This is a genomic window from Haloferax gibbonsii, assembly GCF_001190965.1.
Classification (GTDB): domain Archaea; phylum Halobacteriota; class Halobacteria; order Halobacteriales; family Haloferacaceae; genus Haloferax; species Haloferax gibbonsii.
In genome coordinates this window covers 154,244-174,526 of sequence record NZ_CP011947.1, presented here as the reverse complement: position 1 = coordinate 174,526, position 20,283 = coordinate 154,244, and the positions used below count along the sequence as shown (strand labels likewise).

Sequence of the window (20,283 nt, the reverse complement as noted above, 5' to 3'; positions counted from 1 at the left end):
GACCACTCGGTCCACCGCAGAGCGGTTCGAGCGCCGGACCAACCGAGTCAGAACTCGTCGACTTCGACGCCGTCGTCGGTGCCGACGTAGACCGCGTCCGCGAGGCCGACGAAGATGCCGTGTTCGACCGCGCCGGGGAGCGACGCGAGGTCGGCCGCGAGCGACTCGGGGTCGGCGATGGCACCGAACTCGCAGTCGAGGACGAGGTTCCCGTTGTCGGTGACGACGGGGCCGTCCTTGCGCTCGGCGCGGCGGAGCGTCGCCTCGCCGCCGAGGTCGGAGACGCTCGCGGCGACGGTCGTCCGCGCCGACGGGAGCACCTCGATGGGGACGGGTCGCGAGAGCGTTTCCGCGGTCTTCGACGGGTCGGCGACGACGAGGAATCGGTCGGCGAAGGCGTCGACCATCTTCTCGCGGGCGTGGGCCGCGCCGCCGCCCTTGACGAGCGCCCCGTCGGTCGTCGCCACCTGGTCGGCCCCGTCGATGGCGAGGTCGACGGCGTCGACTTCGTCGAGGTCGGCGACGGGGATGTCGCACTCGCGGGCGAGTTCGCGGGACGCGAAGGAGGTCGGGACGCCCCGAACGTCGAGGCCGTCGGCGACGAGGTCGCCGATGGCGCGGATGGCGAAGGCGGTGGTGCTGCCGGTGCCGAGGCCGACGACGGTTCCGTCTTCGACCGCTTCGACCGCCGCCTCCGCGGCGCGGCGCTTCTGCGCGTCGGTTCCGCCGGTAGTCTTCATGGCTCAGCCGACTCGGCCGGCGAGTAAAAATGGTCCCGAAAGCGGCGGCGTCAGAGGCGGTCCAAGACCGCGTCCGCGTCGTAGGCCAGCGAGATGGCGCGGGTGCGGCCGCGCCCCTCGATTTCGGTGTATCGCGCCTCGATGACGCCCAGTTGGTCCAGTTTGTTCACGAGTTCGGAGTAGCGCGTGTAGCCGAGGCCGGTCTCCTCGTTGAAGGCGTCGTACACCGCGCCGGCGCGCTCGCCGTCGTACTCGGCGACGACCCGGACGAGTTCGCGCTCGGGGTCCGAAAGCCCCTGCAGACACCGCGAGAGGTGGACGTACTTCGACTTGTCGTAGGCCGCCTCCACGTCCTCCATGTCGACCGTGCGGGAGGCGCGCATCTCGGCGTGGAGGCCGGCGCGCCGAAGCAGGTCGATGCCGACCCGGAGGTCGCCGCTGTCGGCGGTGAACTCCGCGACCTGGTCGAGTTCGGGCGCGCCGATGACGTCCTCGTGGAAGCCGCGTTTCGACCGCCCGCGGAGGATATCGACGATTTCGTCCACGTCGTAGCGGGGGAAGAACACCTCCTCGGGCCGGAAGACGCTCTGGACGCGCCCGTCGAGTTCGTCGATGACGTCGAGCGAGAGGTCCGACGAGATGATGATGACGCCGATGCGCGCGCCGGAGTGCGCCTCGTGGGCGCGGAGCAGCGAGTAGAGCGTGTCGGACGCCTCGTTCTCGTAGAACAGGTAGTTCACGTCGTCGAGCGCGACGACGAGCACCTCGTCGTCCTCGACGAGGCGGTCGGTTATCTGGCCGAACAGCTTCTTGAACGAGATGCCCGACGACGGGGGTTCGTACTCGAAGATGTGCTCGAAGACGCGCGAGAACACCGCGTAGCGCGTCGAGTCGACCTGGCAGTTCACCCGGACAGTCCGGACGCCCGACTGCGTGCCCAACTCGCCGAACAGTTTCTGGACCGCGGTGGTCTTGCCCGTCCCCGGCGGCCCGCGCACCATCGTGTTCAGGGGGCGAGAGCCGCGGACCGCGGGCCGGAGCGCGTACTTCAGGCTCCGCAGTTGGCTCTCGCGGTGGTTGAACGTCTCCGGAACGTGGTCGATTTCGAAGACGTGTTCGTCGCGGAACACGGTCTCGTCCCACGACAGCATCCCCTCTTCGGGGTCCTCCCTCATCGAGTGAAGTACCACGCGCGGGGGACTTAATCGTTTACCGCGGCGGCGTCCGACGGGGGACCGACGGTGGTCGTCGCCGCGGTCCGGTGGGAGGTCGCGAGCCGGTACGTCACTTACTGAAGGAGCCGGACGATTCGGTAACCGATGGCGACGAGCAGAATCAGTCCGACCGCACCGACGCCGAGGACGACCGGCGTCCCGCCGGTCCGCGAGAGCGCACCCAGCGCCGGAAGCACGAAGCCGAACAGCACGAGGAACCCACCGAACACCAGAAATAACAGGTACACTGCGGTCCCGAACACGTCCCAGACGGCGTTCTTCGTGGCGTGGTAGACGAGGTCGTACTGCTGTCGTTCTTCAGGGGAGAGCGAATCGGAGGGCACGGGCGAAGTTGTCGGAGAGGCTAAATAAATCGTGTGTCGCCGCGGGTGACCGCCTCAGTCGAACTTCTCCAGCAGTCGCCCGTAGAAACTCGTCTCGTTCTCGCCGGCCAGTTTCTCCACGATGAGCTCCGGGGTCGACCGTGCGAGGTGGTCCTTCACGGGCGAGCGGTTGACGACGAGTTCGCCGTCTTCCAGCCCGACCGCCTCGATGCCGTCGACCGCGACCGACACGTCGGCGGCCTCGCGGATGCCGCCGGCGAGGTGCGAGACGAACACGGCCGCCGCGCCCTGTTCCGCGAGTTCTTCGAGGATGCCGGCGATGATTTTGGCGGACGCGCCGGGTTCGGTGATGCTCTCCAGTTCGTCCACGAGGACGAGTCGGTCGGCCGCGCCGTCGGTGAGCGCGGCGAAGTCGCGGAGCGTGCTCTCGAAGGCCCCGGCGTCGAGGGTTCCCTGCGACTTGGCGTAGTAGTGGAGTTCGGAAAAACGCGAGAGTCGGACCGACTCGGCGGGCACGGGAAGCCCCATGTGCGCGAGGACGACGACGAGCCCCACGAGGTCGAGCGTCGAGGTCTTACCCCCGCTGTTGACGCCCGAGAGGAGCGTGACGCCCGACACTTCGTAGTCCACGGGGTCGACGTCCGCGAAGTCCACGTCGAGGAGGGGCGAGCGGCCGGCCTCGATGGCGAACGAGCCGGCGCCGTCGTTTCCGGCCGCGCCGGTGAACTCGGGGAAGACGCAGTCGAAGTCGCGGGCGAACCGCGAGACGGCGAGGCGCACGTCGAGTTCGAGCGCGTCGCGGACCAGCGTCTCGACGGGGTCGCGCAGGTCGCCGAGGTCGGCGGCGAGGTCGGCTTTCAGCTTCGCGGCGCGGCGGTCGCGGGCGGCCTTCAGTTCGGTCCGGAGCCGGCCGACCGCCTCCTCGTCGTGGCCGAGCGGGAACGACGGGTCCTCGGGGAAGACGCGCTCCGTCAGGTCGGCCTCGCCGGGGCGGAGCGACAGCGACTCCACGAGGTGGTCGCGGGCGGCCGAAAGCGCCTCGTCGAACTCGTCTTCGAGTTCGCGCGACAGCAGGGAGTCGACGCGCGCGCCCTGCTCGACGAGAGACAGGAAATCGGTCCCCTCGATGGTCACGTCGCGCTCGCGAATCACGTCGCGGAGGCGGTCGTTGGCGACCGATTCGGCGGTCGAGACGGCCGTGTCGAGGTCGTCGACCGCGTTCGAGAGCCGTTCGAGTTCGTCGTCGCCGAGGACGGTCCCGTCGTCGGCCAGTCGGGACAGGGCGTCTCGGAGGGCGGCGAGGTCGCACGGCGGGGAGAGTCCGGCGGCCTCGTGGACCGCGGCGGCGGCCGAAAGCGCCTCGCGGTTCGCGGCGAAGAAGGCGAGCAGTCGCTCGGGGACGACCTCGTCGGTCCGCTCGGCGGCGTCGGGGAGGACGCGCACATCGCCGTCGACGTCGATGCCGGCGAACGACTCGTCGAGGACGACCACCGTCGAGTACGACCGCGCGAGTTCGGCGATGTCGCGGCCGTCCTCGACGACCTCGATTGAGAGTTCGGGGAACGCCTCCTTGGCGGCGGCGTAGCGCTCCGCGTCGGCAGTGGCGATACAGCGCTCGCGGACGCGACGCGGCTTCGGGTCCGCGAGGGGTTCGACGCCCGACAGCGCGGCGAGCACGTCCGGGTCGGGGTCGAGGTCGGTCGCGTCGGCCGCGAACGCCCGGACCTCCTCGATGCGCGAGGCCGACCCGGTGGGAAACAGCGTCTCCAGTCGCTTCTCGGCGTACGTCGTGACCGTCCGCGCCTGCAGGAGACCGAGCGCGTCGCGGTAGATTTCCGAGGCGCGGTCGGTGGCGAGGAAGCCGCCGGGGTCGTCGTGGTCGCGGCGAATCGCCCCGCGGGCGATGGCCGCCGCCCTGCCCTCCGTGAGCCCCGGTGCCCGCGCGAGCGCCGCCACGTCGCCGTCGGTGAGCGCTCGCTCGGCGTCGTCGAGTTCCGCGAGCGCGGCGGCGGTCTTCTCGCCGACGCCCGGGATGGTCTCGAAGTCCATTCGGCCGGACCTATCGCGGCATAGGACAAAAAGTCGCGGGGTGGTGACTCGGGGACGACGCGCGGGTCGCGCCGCCGCGGGAGCGCTCGTTTCGTCCGATTCGGGGGCGCGTGCGCCCTTCGCGGTCGTTCGCGCCGGGGACGAGGGGCTTTTGACCGTCGGCCGGGAAGGGAGGCCATGAGCGAGCGAGATACCGCGGCGAAGGCCGACGCAGTACGCGAGGCGCTCGCGGAGCGCGAGAGCGTCCTCATCGCCTTTTCGGGCGGCGTGGACTCCAGCGTGGTCGCCGCACTCGCCCACGACGCGCTCGGCGAGAACGCGGTGGCCTGCACCGCGAAAAGCGAGACCCTCCCGGACGCCGAGTTGGACGACGCGAAGCGCGTCGCCGAGGAAATCGGCATCGAACACCTGACCGTCGAGTTCTCCGAGTTGGACAACCCCGACTTCGTCGCCAACGACGACGACCGGTGTTACCACTGCCGGACGATGCGCCTCGGCCGGATGTACGAGGCCGCCCGCGACCGCGGCATCGAGGCCGTCTGCGACGGGACGAACGCCTCGGACCCCGGCGAGGGCCACCGCCCCGGCCTCCGCGCCGTCGAGGAGTTAGAGGTGCTGTCGCCGCTTCTCGCCCACGACATCACCAAGGAGGAAGTCCGCGCCATCGCCGACGAGTACGACCTCTCGGTCGCCGACAAGCCCTCCATGGCCTGTCTCTCCTCGCGGATTCCGACCGGCCTCGAAGTCACCGAAGAGCGGCTCTCGCGGGTCGAACGCGCCGAGACGATTCTGCGCACGTGGGGCTTCGAGCAGTTCCGCGTCCGCGACCACGACGGCCTCGCCCGCATCGAGGTCGCGCCGGAGGAACTCGACCGCGCCCTCGACGCCGACTTCGTTCGCGCCGCCCGCGACCACCTGAAGGACGCCGGCTTCGACCACGTCACGCTCGACCTCCACGGCTATCGGACGGGAAGCGTCAGCCCCGCGGCCGAGGCGGACGCCGACTCGGGCGACGACCTCCTCGTGGACGACGTGTTCGCGCAGGACTACCCGATGCGAAAGTAGCTGAGAGACGACAGTCAGAAACTCGGACCGGACCGCCGAACCGACCTACGTCGTCAGAAACTGCGTCTCGTTCTCGGCGACGACGCCGATGGACGGTTCGTCACCGTCGTCGCTCAGTTCGACTTCGAACTCGCACAGCCCGCCGTTGTCGAGCGGTTGCGACAGCATCGCCTCGACGATGTCGAGTCCCTTCACCTCGCCGAGCGACAGCCGAATCGGCGCGCCGTGGCTGACGACGAGTACCGTCTCGTCGGAGTCGAGCGAATCGGCCAGCCCCTCGTGGGCGTTGAGGACGCGCCGGCGGACCTCGACGAGGCTCTCGCCGCTCGGCGGGCGCTCGCGGGCGGCGGGCGTGCCGACCGCCGAGAGGGCGTACTGCGGGTAGCGGTCGGTGAGTTCGTCGAACTCCAGTCCCTGCAGCGAGCCCACGTCGCGCTCGCGCCACGCGGAGTCGAGGACGGGTTCGAGACCGAGTTCGCGGGCGATGGGGCGGGCGGTCTCTTGGGCGCGTTCGATGTCGGAGGAGACGAGGCGGTCGACCTCGTAGGAGTCCACGACGTGGTGCGCGAGGGCGTCGGCCTGCGCGCGGCCGCGCTCGGTGAGCGACACGGGGGCCCACCCCTGTACGCGCCCGGCGCGGTTCCACGTCGTCTCGCCGTGTCTGGCGAGAAGGAGGGTTGCCATACGTCCGTCTCTCTCCCCACCGGCAATGAGTGTTCCGCGCGAGATTCACGGTCTCGGCGCGCCAACTGTTGGGTATGGCACACGAAATCGAGACGAGCATCGAGATAGACGCCCCGCCCGAACGGGTGTGGGAGACCCTCGTCGACTTCGACCGCTACCCCGAGTGGAACCCGTTCATGCGAATCGCCGGGCGGCCGAACGAGGGCGCGACGCTCACCGTCCACCTGCGGCCGCCGGGCGGCCGCGAGTCGGAGTTCGAACCCGACGTCGTCCACTGCGAGAAACACCGCGAACTGCGCTGGCTCGGCCACCTCGTCTTCCCGGGGCTGTTCGACGGCGAACACCGGTTCCGCCTCGAACCCCTCGACGGCGGCGAGCGCACGCGCTTCGAGCACGCGGAGACGTTCTCCGGCGTCCTCGCCGGACTCCTGTTGCGGTTCGTCGGCGAGCAGACGAAGGCTGGGTTCGTCGCCATGAACGAGGGACTGAAGACGCGCGTCGAGGGGACGGTCGCCGCCGAGAAGCGGGAGGCGGCGGAGTCGTCGGACGCGGCGTGATTCCCCGCGGTCTCCGGGAGGTTCGACGCGTTACAGCGACTTGCCGCAGAAACGGCAGGTGTCCCGGTCGGCCTCCTCCAGCGAGTGGCAGTTCGGACAGGTAACGGTCTCGGTGCGGACAGAAGGGGCGCCGTTCGGCGACCCCGAATGACCGGACACGCGGCGGCCCACCCCGGGTTCGTCGCGCCCGAGGTTGAGGTACAGCGCCAAGCCCAGAATCCCGCCGACGAACACCGAGAGGCCCCAGAGGAAGGCGTTGTGCGAACTGTGTCTGGTCGCGTCGATGCCGGCCCAGACGCTCACGACGAACCAGAGCGGGAGGGCGACCACCGACAGGGCGACGAGGTCGGCCATCGTGTTATTATTCTAACCATTCTGCAATAGCTCTTCTGAACGGTCGGCGGTCGGTGAAAAACGGGAGCGGCTGGACAGAAAACGGGAAAGAAACGAGACGCCGGTCAGTTCCCGGTCCAGCGTAAGACCGCGAGCGTCCCCTCGAACAGGACGATCATCGTCGCGCCGATGATGATGGGGGCCATCCCCGTCGGGTCGGGGCTGACGAGGAACGCGAGGCCGAGGAACGCGCCCCAGAACAGCAGGCGGCGGTCTTCGAGCCACTGCCGGGTGACGAGGTTCATCATGATGGCTAACTCCACGAACAGCGGAATCTGGAAGACGACCGCCATGTAGCCCATCAGGATGAGGATGAGGTTGAACGTCTCTTTGAGGCCGAACGCGACGACCGCCGTCCCCTCGGTGTAGGAGGTGAAGTACGCGAAGATGGCCGGGAGCACCACGAAGTGCGCGAAGAGGACGCCGACGAGCGCGAGGATGAGGCTCGTCGGCACGGCCGCGAGGTAGTACTTGCGCTCTTTCGGGTAGAGCCCGGGGCGCATGAACAGGTACGTCTCGTAGACGAACACGGGGAGGCCGATGACGGTGCCGGCGAGACCGGCGACCTTCAGTTTGGTGAGGATGAGTTCGAGCGGACCGTAGAGCCGCGGCCGGCGGTCCACGATGGTGTCCGCGCCGGGGATGTGGGAGTTCCAGAGGAAGTTGATAACGTCGGTCGCGCTCGGGATGTGGATGCCGAAGGCGGCCTGCGTGTCCACGAGCGCGTTGAGGATGTCCGCGCCGGGGAAGAGCACGAGCGTAATCGCGCCGGCGACGCCGAGGACGACCGCCAGCCGGCGAATCATCTCCTCGATGTGCGCAGTCAGCGGCATCTCCTGGTCGCTCTCGGGTGCCTCGCCGACGAGGCCACCAACGTCCTCGTCGTCGAAGTCGTCGCCCTCGAACTCAGGGTCGTCGAAGTCGGCGTCCTCGACTGAGACGGACGACGGAGCCACGCCGCCCACCTCGTCCTCGCCGGTCAGCGCCGGGCTCGCGCCGTCGGCCGCCGCGTCCGGTCCAGCGTCGTCGGCCGACTCGTCGCTCGAATCGTCGTACGTCCCCTCGGGCACGTGTGAGGTGTGTTCGTCGTCGGCGAGGAGGCGCGGCTCGTCGTCGGAGTCGTCGCTATCGTCGGAGTCGTCGCTATCACCGGTACTTCCGGAAGAATCGGCATCAGCGTCGGAGTCCTCGACGCCGTCGTCCGAGTCGGAATCCTCCGCGTCCTCTTCGGAATCGGAATCCTCCGCGTCCTCTTCGGGGGCCGCATCAGTGTCGGCATCGCCGGCGTCGTCTTCCGTCTCGTCGGTATCGGCGTCGTCGGAAGCGTCGTCGGCAGACCCGTCGGTAACGGTCTCGTCTCGCGGGGTGACTCGACCGTAAACCGGACCGTCGGACGACGAAGCCCCGTCGTCGTCAGACTCGTCGGACGAGCGCTGGTCGGCGTCGTCCGAGGCGTCCGTCTCGTCGTCGGCCGCAGAGAGCCCTGTGTCGCGCTCCTCGTCCGCCATTCAGGTGTCCTACGCTTCCGGCCAGTTATAGGTCTTTTCGCATCGCGCCGAGGAGGTGCGTCGAGGGAGCCGAAATCACGCCCGCGGTGAAAAAGATTGATAACCGCCAGACTGCTTTCGCCACGTACGTATGTCCAGCGCCCTCGACGAGGACACCCAACAGACCATCGCGGCGGGCCGCGAGACCGCCGGTGCGATGCTCCGAGCGGCGCAAAAAGACCTCCAGAAGGTCTTCATCGTCTTCCTCGTCGGGTTCCTCGGAACGTTCTACGCGCTCCGACTCTACGTCTGGGAGTTCTTCCGGGGCGTGACCAAGGCACAGATGGACGCCAGCGTCTCCGGCAACGTCAGCATCATCGCCCAGACGCCGTTCGACGTGATTCTCCTGCAGGCGAAAATCGGTCTCGTCGTGGGTGTTCTCTTCGCGCTCCCGCCGTTCATCTACGTCTCGCGGGACGCGCTGAAAGCCCGGGGCGCGTGGCCGAAATCCCCCGTCGCGCCGTGGAAACTCGCGCTCATCGCGCTGACGATGGTCGTGCTGTTCGCCGCGGGCGTCGCCTACGGCTACTTCGTCTTCTTCCCGTTCACGTTCGCGTTCCTCGCGCAGAACGCGCTGTCGGCCGGCTTCACGCCGAGTTACTCCATCGTGAAGTGGGCGCAGTTCATCTTCCTGCTCACGCTCTCGTTCGGTCTCGCGAGCCAGCTTCCGCTCGCGATGACCGCGCTCTCCTACGCCGAAATCGTCCCCTACGAACTGTTCCGCGACAAGTGGCGGCACGCCGTCGTCGGCATCTTCGCGTTCGGCGCGCTGTTCACCCCGCCGGACCCGTTCACCCAAATCATGTGGGCGGTGCCCGTCATCACGCTGTACGCCTTCAGCCTCTATCTCGCCCGCGTGGTCGTCACGGCCAAACGCGGCAGCGAGAAGATGGACGTCAAGGCGACGGCGACCCACCACTGGAACCTCCTCGCGGGCGTCGGCGTCGTCGGCGGCCTCCTCGTCTACGCCTTCTACGAGTACGGCGGCGTCGGTCTCGTCAACGACGGACTCGCCGCGGTCGGAAGCGACTACGTGTTCCTCGACCCCGGCTCGGGGCTCGTGCTGGGCGCGTTCGTCGTCGCCGGCGGCGTCGTCGGCCTCGCGTTCGGCCTCGCGTACCTCGTCTACCGCGACATCGAGCGGCTCGAACGGACCGAGGTCGGCGTCGGCGACCCCTCGAAGCTCGACCTCTCCGCGCTCGACGTGGCGGGCGTCCGCGCCGCGCCGCCCGAGGTCTTCGCCGACCGCGACGAAGACGAGATTATGAGCCTCGCGTCCGCCGCCATCGACGACGGCGACAAGGCCAAAGCGCAGGCCCTCATCGACCGGTTCGACGAGGCCGAAGCGGACCGCGAGGCCGAGGCGGCCGACGCCGAAGACGAGCCGGGCGAACTCGAAGACCGGACGACCCGCGCGGGCGGCGCGTTCTTCTCCGAACTGACCGGGGGCGAGACCGACGAGGACGACATCGGCGGCTACTACACCGACATCGCGTTCATCGTCGACTCCGTCACCTCGCGGGCGTTCTGGGTCGTCGGCTGGTTCATGCTCGTCCTCGCGTCGACGTTCGGCTGGCTCTACACGGGCGGCATCAGGGACGTCTACGAGGACTTCCTCGGCCGACTACCCGCCGCGGTGACGCCGGAAGAAGTGCTCAACGTCGTCGCGCTCCACCCGATGGAGGCGCTCATCTTCGAGGTGAAGTTCTCGACGATTCTGGCCGTGTTGGCGACGCTCCCGCTCGTCGCGTACTTCGCGTGGCCCGCGCTCCGCGAGCGCAACATCATCCGCAAGCGCCGCCGGACCGTCTTCCTGTGGACCGGCGCGCTCGTCGGCGGCCTCCTCGGCGGCTTCGCGCTCGGCTACAGCTACGTCGCGCCGACGGTCATCACGTTCCTCGTCGAGGACGCCATCGCGGCGAACATGATAATCTCCTACCGCATCACCAACTTCTTCTGGCTCATCTTCTTCACCACCGCGGGCATCGGCCTCCTCGCCGACATCCCCATCCTGATGGTGCTTCTCAACACCGCCGGCATCAGCTACCGCATGATGCGGAAGCGCTGGCGCGAGGTCACGGTGTTCATCCTCGCCATCTCGGCGGTGTTCACCCCCGCGAGCATCACGACGATGTTCATGGTGACGCTCCCGCTGATGGCTGCCTACGGCGTCGGTCTCGGCGTCCTGTTCGTGCTGACGGTCGGCGGCCGACGCGACCTCTCGCCCGCCCGCGGCGCGGCGGAGTGAGGGCGGTCCTCGGAGCGACCGCCGCGCCGACTCTCCGACCCGAAAAACGCGCCAAATATCGCCGCTGAGACCGTTGAAAAGGCGTTAAGTATTCTCGTGAGAATCGCAGAGTATGGCCAAGATAAGCGTCGAGATTCCCGACGAACTGCTCGCGGACTTGGACGAGCACGTCGGCGACGACAAGAAGTTCGTGAACCGGAGCGATGCGGTTCGGGCGTCCATCCGGAAGACGCTCGACATCCTCGACGAGATAGACGACCGACACAATCGCCTCGTCGAAGATGAGTGAGGGGCGGTCGGCCGTCGGGCAGGTCGCGCTCGTCGGCCTGTTCGTCACCGCGCTGACGACGGCGCAGTTGACGGCGTCGAAACTGCTCGCGATTCCCCTGCCGGCCGCGATAGGCGAACTCCCGTACGTCGGCGCGGCCATCCTGATGCCGGGGGCGGCGCTGGCGTACGCGCTCACCTTCTTCGCGTCCGACTGCTACTCCGAACTGTACGGTCGCCGGGCGGCGCAGGTCATGGTGAACGTCGGCTTCGTCATGAACTTCGTCCTCCTCGGACTCGTCTGGAGCACCATCGCCGCGCCCGCCGCGAACCCCGAGTTCGCCGGGCAGTTCGCCACGGTGCTGTCGTCGGGGACGAACGTCGTCGCCGGGAGCCTGCTGGCGTACCTCGTGAGCCAGAACTGGGACGTCGTCGTCTTCCACGGCATCCGCGACATGACCGACGGCGCGTTCCTCTGGCTCCGCAACATCGTCTCGACGGCGACGAGTCAGGCCATCGACACGGTCATCTTCGTCGGCGTCGCGTTCTACGTCGCGCCGACGGTCCTCGGCATCGGCGACGCGCTACCGTGGAACGTCCTCGTCGGCCTCGCTATCGGCCAGTACCTCCTGAAGCTCCTCATCGCAGTCGTGGACACGCCGTTCGTCTACGGGACCGTCGCGCTCCTGCGCGACGACGACGAGTCCTCGACCGACGGCTGGGTCGCGGACTGAGGCGTTCTCGGGACGACGGACGGCTTATCTCTTTTGGTAGCATACCACACGACGTATGGCCGACGAGCACCGCCACAGGCTCACCGAGCGAGACGGGATGGAGATGGGGGTTCGCTGTCCGAACTGCGGGACGTACACGTCGTTCGGCGACATCCTCGCCACCGGAGCCTGCCGCGGCGGCTGGAAGGGGTGCCGGACGGGGCTTCGACTCGACCTCGTGGTGTACGACTGAGAAAGACGGCGGGGCGACGGGACGCTGGGACGCGGGGCCGGCGAGAGCGACAGCGCGCGCTCAGGCCGCCGCGGACGCGTCCGGCGAGTCGTTCAGGTAGAGGTACGCCGCCGCGACGGCGAAGACGGCCTCGCCGCCCTTCGAGAGAATCGCCATGTCGCTGACTCGCCCGCTCATGACGACCCAGGCGACGATTTGGGCGAGCGCGAACGCGATGGCGACGAGGTAGAACTCGCGCCGCCAGAACTTGCTCAGGTAGACGGCGATGCCCGCGAGGAAGCCGACGCCCGCGAGGACGAACAGCACCGCCTGCGTCTGGTCGAACTGGAGCAACATCGGGGCCATCGACAGGTGGACGTACGTCGAGGTCAGCGCCCCGACGATGGCGACGTACGGGACGATGCCCGACGGGAGGCCGGTGAACAGCGGTCGCGATTCAGCGGTCGTGGTGTCTGTTGACATGAGGACTCACGAACAGAGTCGTGTCAATGGATAATAATTTTTGCCCGGAGTGAGGCACAAATCGAAGGGAACACGCGGAGCCGTCGATGCGGGGGCGCGCAGGCGCGGTGAGCGTGAAATCGGCGCGCTCAGTCGTCTATCGGCTCGGCGAAGGCGAACCGGGGCTTCACGTCGGTGACGCGGACCGTCGGGGTGTCGCCCGCCTCCGTGCCGGAGACGAAGAGCGTGAAGTCCTCGACCTTGGCGATGCCGTCGCCCTCGCTGCCCACGTCGACGATTTCGACCTCGAGCTCGTCGCCCTTGCGGACCGGGGCGGTGAGGAAGTGCTTGCCGACGAGGTACTGCTCGGAGGAGCTGTCGCGGGAGGCGTCGGGGCGCATCGACCGGACGTACTGGAACTCCCGTTCCATGTCGGCGCGGAGGTCCGCGACGTCCGGCCCGTCGAACACCTTCACGGCGAAGTCGCCGCCGGTCGCCAGCAGTTCCTGTGCGACCTCGAACGCCTGCCGGGCGAGGTAGACGGAGCGAGCGTGGTCCAGCGAGTACTCGCCGGTCATGTTCGGCGCCATGTCGGAGACGACGGCGTCGGCCCCGCGCTCGCCGATGACGGCCGTCAGCTCCTCTTTCGTCTCGTCTTCGGTCATGTCGCCGCGAATCGTCTGAACGTTGTCGCGGTCGATGCCGCGGATTCGCTGGAGGTCGACGCCGACGACCTTGCCGTGGTCGCCGACCGCCTCGGAGGCGACCTGCAGCCACCCGCCCGGGGCGGCACCGAGGTCGACGACAGTGTTGCCGGGGCCGAACAGCCCCGCGTCCCCGTCGAGTTGTTTCAGCTTGTAGGCCGAGCGGGCGCGGTAGCCCTCCTGTTTGGCCTTGTTGTAGTAGTGGTCCTTGCGCGCCATGGTCTTGACAGCAGTAGCGTATCAGGCCGTATACCGGCTTCGGCTTGCGCCGTGAAGCGTGCGGAACAGTCCCACATCCGACGGCGTCGGCGTCGAGGCGGTCTGGCTCAGTCGTCGCCGACGAGTTCGTCGAACAGCGCCGCGACGCGCCCCTCGATGTCGTCGCGAATCGCCCGGACCGCGTCGAGGTCCCGCCCGTCGGGGTCGTCGAGGGCCCAGTCGCGGGCGTCGCCGCGCCACGTCATCGGACAGATACCCTCGGCCGAACAGCCCATCGTGACGACGATGTCGACGCCCATAATCTCGTCCTGCTCGATTGCGCGCGGCGTCTCGTCTGCGAGGTCGAACCCCCGCTCGCCCATGACCTCGACGACCTCGTCGTGGACGTGGTCGGCGGGGTCGGTGCCGCCGGTGACGACCTCGATTCGGTCGCCGACGCCGCGCTCGTCGCGCTCCCGGCGGGCGAAGGCCGTCGCCATCTGGCTCCGGCCGGCGTTCTGGACGCAGACGAAGGCGACGCGGGTGGAAGTCGCGTCGGCGTCGGCGGCGTCGCTCATCTCTCGGCACCTCGTCGGCGGGCGGCTGTCTTCGTGTCGTCGTTCGCCATAGCCGGGAGTTACACAATCAGCTATTTGAGTGCTTTGAAGCCCGAGACCCCAGAAATCGGCAGGTTAGCTGCATAGCCGAACAGTGACAACAACACCCATGGGGAGCCGACGGGAGCGATGGGGTGCTCGCGGGAGCGCGCACGCGGGAGAGCGTGCGAACATCATATTGCGGTGAGTCCAAATCAGGAGTATTTTTAAGACCGCTGTCGTACGACGGCACATATGTTCAAGGCCATCGTGAGCGCCGCGACGCTCCGGGACGCGCTCGACTCCGTGAGCGTCCTCGTCGACGAGTGTAAGATTCGACTCAACGAGGAGAGTCTCTCCATCCGCGCCGTCGACCCCGCGAACGTCGGCATGGTGGACCTCACGCTCGACGCGGCGGCGTTCGAATCCTACGAAGCCGACGGCGGCGTCATCGGCGTCAACCTCTCTCGCCTCGAAGAGGTCGCCGGGATGGCGGGCTCGGGCGACCTCATCCACCTCACGCTCGACGAGGAGACGCGCAAGCTCAACATCCGCATCGACGGGCTGTCGTACACGCTCGCGCTCATCGACCCCGACTCGATTCGCCAGGAACCCGACATTCCGGACCTCGACCTCGCCGCGAACATCGTCCTCGAAGGGACGCACCTCGACCGCGGTATCAAGGCGGCCGACATGGTCTCCGACCACATCCGCCTCCGCGTCGACGGCGCGGAAGAGACGTTCCACATCGAGGCCGAAGGCGACACCGACGACGTTGACCTGTCGCTTCCCCCCGCGGACCTCATCAGCATCGAAGCCGGCGCGGCCGACTCGCTGTTCTCGCTGGACTACCTGAAGGACATGAACAAGGCGATTCCGACCGACGCCGAGGTCACCGTCGAACTCGGCGAGGAGTTCCCGGTCAAGCTTCACTACCAGATCGCGGAAGGGATGGGCACCATCACGTACATGCTCGCCCCGCGCATCCAGAGCGACTGAGCGGACGTTTCGGCCACCGCGTCGTTCACCGACCACCGAGCCGTCCCACTCGTTTCTCCCGACTCCTACCGGTCAGCGACGGCGTCGGCCGTCTCGTCCCGACACCAGTACGGCAGTCGAACCGTCGCCGTCGTGCCGGTGTCGCCGCGGCCCGCTGACTCGTCGGGCGCGTCTCCGGCCCCGTCGGCCGCCCCGTCTCGCCCGCCCCGAACGTCGAACGTGAGGTCGCCGCCGAGCGCGTCGACCGTCCACCGGACCGCCCAGAGACCGAGGCCGCTGCCGTGTTGGAGCGGCGACTCGCCGCCGGTCTCGACCACGGAGCGCTCGTAGTCCGGGACGCCCGGGCCGTCGTCTTCGACGACGAGGACGAGGTCGGCGTCGGCGGCCCGGACCGACACGGAGACGGTCGGGTCGTCGCCGCCGTGTTCGAGCGCGTTCTCGACGAGTTCGCTGACGAGGAGCTTCGCCGCCGATTCGCTCCCGGAGACCGACAGCGACTCGGGGGCGTCCACGTCGACCGAGCCGGCGTCGAACTCCGCGCGGACCTCGGCGACGCAGGTTCGCACCGTCGCGGCGACGTCGAAGCGGCTGCCGCCGTCGATGCCGGCCATGACCCGCTCGACGGTCCGGGCCTTCTCGCCGAGCGAGAGGAGCTTGTTCGACCGCGCTCGTATCGTGTCGGTGGGGTCGCGCTGGTCCGCCGGGAGCCGCTCTGCGAGCATGTCGGCGTAGCCGATGACGACCGTCATGTCGTTTCTGAGGTTGTGCCGGAGGACGCGGTTGAGGACTTCGAGGCGCTGGCGGCGGCGGACCCGCCCCGTCACGTCGGAGACGGTGACGGTCCGGCCGAGGCGGCGGCCGTGCTGGTCCGTCACCGGCGAGAGCGTCACCTCGTAGGTCCGACGGCGACGGTCGACCGTCACGTCCACGAGCTGTCGGTCCTCGTCGAGGTCGACGCCCGGAAGCACCGACGACAGCGGGTCGAACGCCGAGGCCGGATCGAGGTCGAGGAGCGACGAGGCGGTCTCGTTGGCGTCGACCACGCGGTGCTCGCGGTCGAGGACGAGAATGCCGACGGCCACGTCGTCGATGGCGGCCCGGCGGCCGAGCCGACCGGTCGCCGGCGAGAGCCCGAACAGCTGGAACCGGTAGAGCGCGTGGCCGAACGTCGCGCCCGTCACCGCGAGGGCGATGGGCGTGAAGTTCACCATCTGAAGCGGGCCGATGCCGAAGGTGTGGGCGACGTGGGCGACCGTCGGCGCGGTCGAGCCGATGGCGAGGGTGACCGCCTGCTCGCGGTAGTGCGAGAGCCGTTCGACCAGCATCTCGATGATGAGGACGAGCCCGGAGCCGATGATGACGTAGCCGTACACCGCGTGGAGGTAGTACCAGAGGTTCGGGTCGAACCGCACCGTGGCCGCGCCGAACACCGGGTCGATGTGGTAGTTCGTCCACAGCAAGCCGTGGCTCGGGTTCGTGGCGAGCGCGACGACGGTGACGGCCGGAAACACGAGGAGCCCGGCGATGAGCCGCCGCGAGAGGAGTTCGCCGCGGCCGGTGTAGGAAAGCGCGAACGCGAACCACGCGGGCGCGATGACGGCCTGCGCGACGTCGATGGGGATTTGGAACCAGAATCGGAGCGAGGGGTCGAACACCGTGAGCGCGACGCCGTAGGAGCCGGCCCAGAGCGCCGCCGAAAACAGGAGGACCGACAGCGATTTCGAACCGGGTTCGGTGCCCTCGCGCCAGGCGACGACCGCGATGGAGACGGAGACGAGCGCCGCGACGAGGCAGAGGACGACCAGCGGCGAGACGGCGGCGACCGAAGGCACGCATAAACCTCAGACTCGGCGCTCGTAACACTTGCGGGCCGCGGCGAAATTCGAGCGACGGGTCAGCCGCGTCTCGGCCGCGACACTCAGGCACTCAAGGCGCTTCCGCCCGCGGCCGGCGCGCCACGGACGCGAGGACGTAGACCACGGGCACGATGAGCGCGGCCCCGACGACGAACGGCGACCAGTACGCGAGGACGTACAGCGCCGCCATCGACGGCGGGCCGAGCGTTCGGCCGAGGCTTCCCGCGCCCTGCGTGACCCCGAAGGCGTTGCCCTGCTGGTCGGCCGACGCCGACGTGGAGACGAGCGTCGACAGCGAGACGTTCAACATCCCGTTTCCGAACGACAGGAGCGCCCCGACGAGGAGGAGCGCCACGAGTTCGCGGGTGAGCCACGGCGGGCCGCCGACCGCGGGGAGCACCGCCCCGATGTCGGGCGAAAAGGGGAGCAACGCGAGCGAGAGCAGGAGTCCGACCGCGCCGACGACCGCCAGTTTCGCCTCCGAGTACCGCCGGGCGAGTCGGCCGACGACGACCCCCTGATTCAGCGTGCCGAGCAGGCCGATGTAGGTCAGAAACAGCGCCGTCTCGGTCTCGCCGTAGCCGTACACGTCGGCCGCGAAGGGGATGAACATGACCTGAATCCCCGAGAAGGCGACCGAGACGACGAAAAAGGAGACGACGAGTCCCCGGAGGTCGTCGTCGGCGAGGGCGGTGCGGAACTGCGAGACGAGCGTCGTCGCGGGCGTGCCGGCCGGCGCGCGGGTGCGCTCGGGTTCGCGCAGGAAGACGAACGCGAAGCCGAGGCTGACGAGGCTCAACGCCGCCGCGGTGAAACTCGGCAGCGAGAACCGCGTCGCGGGCACGAACGACGGGAGCAGGTCGCGGGCGATGGTGACGACCGGCTCGGAGGCCATCAGACCGCCCAGAGCCGGCCCGAAAATGAACCCGAGGCTGAACGACGCGCCGACGAGGCCGAGCGCGCCGGCCCGCCGCGCCGGGGGCGTGATGTCGGCGATGTACGCCTGCGCGGTGGCGATGTTGCCGCCCATCGCGCCCGCGAGCATCCGCGAGGCGAACAGCGTCGCCACCGCGAGCGTCGTGCCGAACAGCAGGTCGATTTCGCCGGCGACGCCGAAGACCGTCCACGCGAGGACGCTCCCGACGAGCGACAGCATGATGACCGGCCGGCGGCCCCGCTGGTCGGAGATGCGGCCGAGGACGGGCGCGAAGAGGAACTGCATGAGCGAGTACGACGCCGCCAAGAACCCGATGTACACGTCGCTGACGCCGAAGCTTCGGACGTAGAACGGGAGGATGGGGATGACGACGCCGAACCCGAGGAGGTCGATGAAGACGACGGCGATGACGACCGCGAGGGCGCGTCGCGTTCCGCGCGACTCCTCGGGGAACTCGGCGTCGGAAGAGACGGCGGACTCGGGGGCACTCACGACACCACAAACGCGCGAGAAACGCCTAACGGTTGCGCCGAGTTCGCGGGAGAATCGAAGGGAACGTTGGGTCGAAGGGCGAACCGGGTCGGCGCTCAGGAACGGTATCTGTCGATGACGCGCTTGGCCGAGACGGCCTTTTCCTTCCAGCCGTAGCCCGCGTCGTAGACGTGGCGCTTCTTCTCGACGAGTTCGGCGGGCGTCGCCTCCTCGAAGCCGCCGCGGTCCCACGCGCCGGTGTCGCGGAGCCAGTTGACGACGTTCTCGCGCGTCTCGGGCCACGACAGGCCGACCATCTCGTACCACGCGATCATGGCGAAGACGGCGTTGTCGTGACAGCCGGGGACGCTCCCGTACTGGTGGAGCGTCCGCATCGGCTCCCGGGTCGGCTCGGAGACCTCCTCTCTGAACTCCTCGGCGGTGAGAAGGCGGAGGACGCCCGAGTTCGCCTCCGACACCCGCTCGTCGCGCTTGAGTCGCCGGAGCGCGGCCTGCTGGAGCGGCCCCCACTCGCCCGGCGCTTCGCGGCGAAGCGTCTCCTCGTCGCACGGCCCGCCAGCGAGGACCGAGACGATGTCGACGTAGGCGCGCTCGACTTCGACCCACGGGGTCCCCTCGAAGCGACAGTCGGCGTCGTGGAGACTGGTGGTGGCGCGGCAGTCCGGACACGGGTAGTCGAAGTGCGGCACGTGAGAGCCTGAGGAAGTGGTCGGTAATAGGTTGTGTGATGCGCCGTCGCCGGCGACACCCCGCCGCGAGACTCGGCCGCACGGCCCATGCCCGCCACCGCCGAATCCGTCGCGTTTATCGGTGGGCACCCGGAACGTGGCGGTATGCGGATGCGCCCGCTCCACGCCCGATACCCGTTCTTCGCCGCGGCCAGAGAGGCGGTCGAATCGGCCGACGTCGCCATCGCGACGCTCGTCGCCGAGGACGCCCCGGCCGTCGAGCGTGGCGTCGAGCGCGTCGAACGCGCCCTCATGGAGGGCACCGTCGAGCCCGACCCCGACGAGACCTACGGGTGGGACACCCAGACGGAACTGCTTTCGTACCCCATCTCGCGCATCATCGTCTCGCTCGTCGAGACGCCCGCGGCGGTGGACAAGTACGCCCGCGCCGAGGCCGACACGGCCTACGAGCGCATGCTCGCCGACTTCGACGCCGGCGACGACGACGTCCACGGCGAGGCCCGCGCGAGCCTCGACGACTTCCGCCGCGAGTTCGACCTCGACGGCGCGGTGCGGGCCGAGTCGAACCGGAACCGGAACAGCCGCCGCGCGCCCGACCACTACTGGGTCGACGTGGGACCGTACCTCACCTACTCCGACACCGACTGGGGCGCGGACTGGCGACTCGTCAACCGCTCGCTGGCCGACGGCGCGGTCCGCGTCACCCGCGAGGAGCTCTCGGAACTGCTCCGCGAGGCGGTCCGCCGCCGGGTGGCAGAGGGGCTTCCCTTCGCCGTCCGCGGGAGCGACGCGGGCGACCGACTCGCCGACGCGCTCAAACCCCATGTCGAGCGCCTGCGGAACCTGCTTTCGGACCGCGGCGCGGTCAACGTCGTCTACGTCGACTCGGTCGACCCGGACCACTTCCCGCCCTGCGTCGAGGCGCTGTTGGCGCGGGCGCAGGACGACGAGGACCTCCCGAACGAGGCGGCGTTCGCGCTCGCGGCGTTCCTCGTCGGCGTCGGCCTCGAACCCGAGGAGGTCGGCGGCGTCGTCGGCGACGCGAACGCCGAGGAGTTACAAAAGCGGGCGACCGTCCTCGCGGACTCCAGCGGGTCGCAGTACGCGCCTCCGACCTGCGAGACGATGCAGGCGTACGACCTCTGTGTGAACCGCGACGACCGCTGTGACACCATCAAGCACCCGATGAAGTACTTCGAGACGGCGACGAACGACGCGGACGCGGTCGCCGCGGACGAGACCGCCGACTGACGGAGTCCGTGCTGACGGCGTACCCAACCCGTGAGCGCTGCGGCTG

At 68.8% G+C, this 20,283-nt stretch carries 21 protein-coding genes; 8 read left to right on the top strand and 13 right to left on the bottom strand.

Features of this window, described 5'->3' with window-relative positions; all coding sequences use genetic code 11:
* Nucleotides 1–47: 47 nt before the first annotated feature.
* The 4 genes from rpiA to ABY42_RS00905 all read right to left on the bottom strand — a co-directional run bounded on the left by rpiA (nt 48) and on the right by ABY42_RS00905 (nt 4,347).
* The gene (rpiA, locus tag ABY42_RS00920) at nt 48–740 is read right to left on the bottom strand and encodes a ribose-5-phosphate isomerase RpiA (RefSeq protein WP_050458474.1); all 693 of its coding nucleotides are present in this window, start codon (nt 738–740) and stop codon (nt 48–50) included.
* Nucleotides 741–790: 50 nt separating this feature from the next.
* On the bottom strand, nt 791–1,915 hold the full coding sequence (locus ABY42_RS00915) for an ORC1-type DNA replication protein (RefSeq protein ID WP_004973842.1): 1,125 nt from the start codon (nt 1,913–1,915) through the stop codon (nt 791–793).
* Between the two features lie 113 nt (nt 1,916–2,028).
* Entirely contained in the window at nt 2,029–2,298 is a 270-nt protein-coding gene (locus ABY42_RS00910) for a hypothetical protein (protein WP_004973844.1), read from the bottom strand.
* Nucleotides 2,299–2,352: 54 nt separating this feature from the next.
* A complete protein-coding gene (locus ABY42_RS00905) occupies nt 2,353–4,347 on the bottom strand; it encodes a MutS-related protein (RefSeq protein WP_050458473.1) in 1,995 nt (664 codons plus the stop codon).
* Between the two features lie 177 nt (nt 4,348–4,524).
* Between ABY42_RS00905 and larE the strand changes: the two genes are divergently transcribed.
* Nucleotides 4,525–5,412: an ATP-dependent sacrificial sulfur transferase LarE gene (larE, locus tag ABY42_RS00900; RefSeq protein WP_004973846.1), complete on the top strand. Its 888-nt coding sequence runs from the start codon at nt 4,525–4,527 to the stop codon at nt 5,410–5,412.
* Between the two features lie 45 nt (nt 5,413–5,457).
* Here the strand turns inward: larE and ABY42_RS00895 are convergent, their stop codons facing one another.
* Nucleotides 5,458–6,096 (bottom strand): histidine phosphatase family protein, encoded by a 639-nt coding sequence (locus ABY42_RS00895; RefSeq protein ID WP_050458472.1) that lies wholly within the window; start codon nt 6,094–6,096, stop codon nt 5,458–5,460.
* 74 nt (nt 6,097–6,170) lie between these two features.
* On the opposite strand from ABY42_RS00895, the gene ABY42_RS00890 reads away from it, so the two are divergent.
* A complete protein-coding gene (locus tag ABY42_RS00890) occupies nt 6,171–6,653 on the top strand; it encodes an SRPBCC domain-containing protein (protein WP_050458471.1) in 483 nt (160 codons plus the stop codon).
* 30 nt (nt 6,654–6,683) lie between these two features.
* On the opposite strand, the gene ABY42_RS00885 is transcribed toward ABY42_RS00890, so the two are convergent.
* Together ABY42_RS00885 and tatC are read right to left on the bottom strand one after the other, a co-directional pair.
* Nucleotides 6,684–7,007 (bottom strand): hypothetical protein, encoded by a 324-nt coding sequence (locus tag ABY42_RS00885; RefSeq protein WP_050458470.1) that lies wholly within the window; start codon nt 7,005–7,007, stop codon nt 6,684–6,686.
* Between the two features lie 104 nt (nt 7,008–7,111).
* Entirely contained in the window at nt 7,112–8,554 is a 1,443-nt protein-coding gene (tatC, locus tag ABY42_RS00880; protein ID WP_050458469.1) for a twin-arginine translocase subunit TatC, read from the bottom strand.
* Between the two features lie 130 nt (nt 8,555–8,684).
* Here tatC and tatCt point away from each other — a divergent pair, with 130 nt between their 5' ends.
* The 4 genes from tatCt to ABY42_RS19660 all read left to right on the top strand — a co-directional run bounded on the left by tatCt (nt 8,685) and on the right by ABY42_RS19660 (nt 12,074).
* Nucleotides 8,685–10,841 carry a Sec-independent protein translocase protein TatCt gene (gene tatCt / locus ABY42_RS00875; RefSeq protein WP_004973855.1) on the top strand — a complete coding sequence of 719 codons (2,157 nt, stop codon included), beginning with the start codon at nt 8,685–8,687 and terminating at the stop codon, nt 10,839–10,841.
* Between the two features lie 112 nt (nt 10,842–10,953).
* Nucleotides 10,954–11,130 (top strand): ribbon-helix-helix domain-containing protein, encoded by a 177-nt coding sequence (locus ABY42_RS00870; RefSeq protein WP_004045298.1) that lies wholly within the window; start codon nt 10,954–10,956, stop codon nt 11,128–11,130.
* Complete coding sequence (locus ABY42_RS00865; protein WP_004973857.1) at nt 11,123–11,842, top strand: queuosine precursor transporter; 720 nt, start codon at nt 11,123–11,125, stop codon at nt 11,840–11,842. Before ABY42_RS00870 ends, ABY42_RS00865 begins: the two co-directional genes overlap by 8 nt.
* 55 nt (nt 11,843–11,897) lie before the next feature.
* Complete coding sequence (locus ABY42_RS19660; protein WP_004968931.1) at nt 11,898–12,074, top strand: hypothetical protein; 177 nt, start codon at nt 11,898–11,900, stop codon at nt 12,072–12,074.
* Nucleotides 12,075–12,134: 60 nt separating this feature from the next.
* Here the strand turns inward: ABY42_RS19660 and ABY42_RS00860 are convergent, their stop codons facing one another.
* From ABY42_RS00860 to ABY42_RS00850, 3 genes are all read right to left on the bottom strand, one after another.
* Nucleotides 12,135–12,536 carry a DUF7475 family protein gene (locus ABY42_RS00860; RefSeq protein ID WP_004973859.1) on the bottom strand — a complete coding sequence of 134 codons (402 nt, stop codon included), beginning with the start codon at nt 12,534–12,536 and terminating at the stop codon, nt 12,135–12,137.
* 128 nt (nt 12,537–12,664) lie between these two features.
* Nucleotides 12,665–13,438, bottom strand: a complete 774-nt coding sequence (locus tag ABY42_RS00855) for a 23S rRNA (uridine(2552)-2'-O)-methyltransferase (protein ID WP_004973864.1) — start codon at nt 13,436–13,438, stop codon at nt 12,665–12,667.
* A 107-nt stretch (nt 13,439–13,545) separates the two neighbouring features.
* Complete coding sequence (locus ABY42_RS00850) at nt 13,546–13,995, bottom strand: arsenate-mycothiol transferase ArsC (RefSeq protein ID WP_004973866.1); 450 nt, start codon at nt 13,993–13,995, stop codon at nt 13,546–13,548.
* A 273-nt stretch (nt 13,996–14,268) separates the two neighbouring features.
* On the opposite strand from ABY42_RS00850, the gene ABY42_RS00845 reads away from it, so the two are divergent.
* A complete protein-coding gene (locus tag ABY42_RS00845; RefSeq protein WP_004065599.1) occupies nt 14,269–15,012 on the top strand; it encodes a DNA polymerase sliding clamp in 744 nt (247 codons plus the stop codon).
* A 65-nt stretch (nt 15,013–15,077) separates the two neighbouring features.
* Here ABY42_RS00845 and ABY42_RS00840 read toward each other — a convergent pair whose 3' ends face one another.
* From ABY42_RS00840 to ABY42_RS00830, 3 genes are all read right to left on the bottom strand, one after another.
* A complete protein-coding gene (locus ABY42_RS00840) occupies nt 15,078–16,844 on the bottom strand; it encodes a sensor histidine kinase (RefSeq protein WP_050458468.1) in 1,767 nt (588 codons plus the stop codon).
* Between the two features lie 94 nt (nt 16,845–16,938).
* The gene (locus tag ABY42_RS00835; RefSeq protein ID WP_050458467.1) at nt 16,939–18,297 is read right to left on the bottom strand and encodes an MFS transporter; all 1,359 of its coding nucleotides are present in this window, start codon (nt 18,295–18,297) and stop codon (nt 16,939–16,941) included.
* 95 nt (nt 18,298–18,392) lie between these two features.
* On the bottom strand, nt 18,393–18,986 hold the full coding sequence (locus ABY42_RS00830; RefSeq protein ID WP_004973869.1) for a DUF7474 family protein: 594 nt from the start codon (nt 18,984–18,986) through the stop codon (nt 18,393–18,395).
* Between the two features lie 150 nt (nt 18,987–19,136).
* Between ABY42_RS00830 and ABY42_RS00825 the strand changes: the two genes are divergently transcribed.
* Nucleotides 19,137–20,237, top strand: coding sequence for a DNA primase (locus ABY42_RS00825; protein ID WP_050459873.1), 1,101 nt, complete (start codon nt 19,137–19,139; stop codon nt 20,235–20,237).
* The last annotated feature ends 46 nt before the right edge of the window (nt 20,238–20,283 follow it).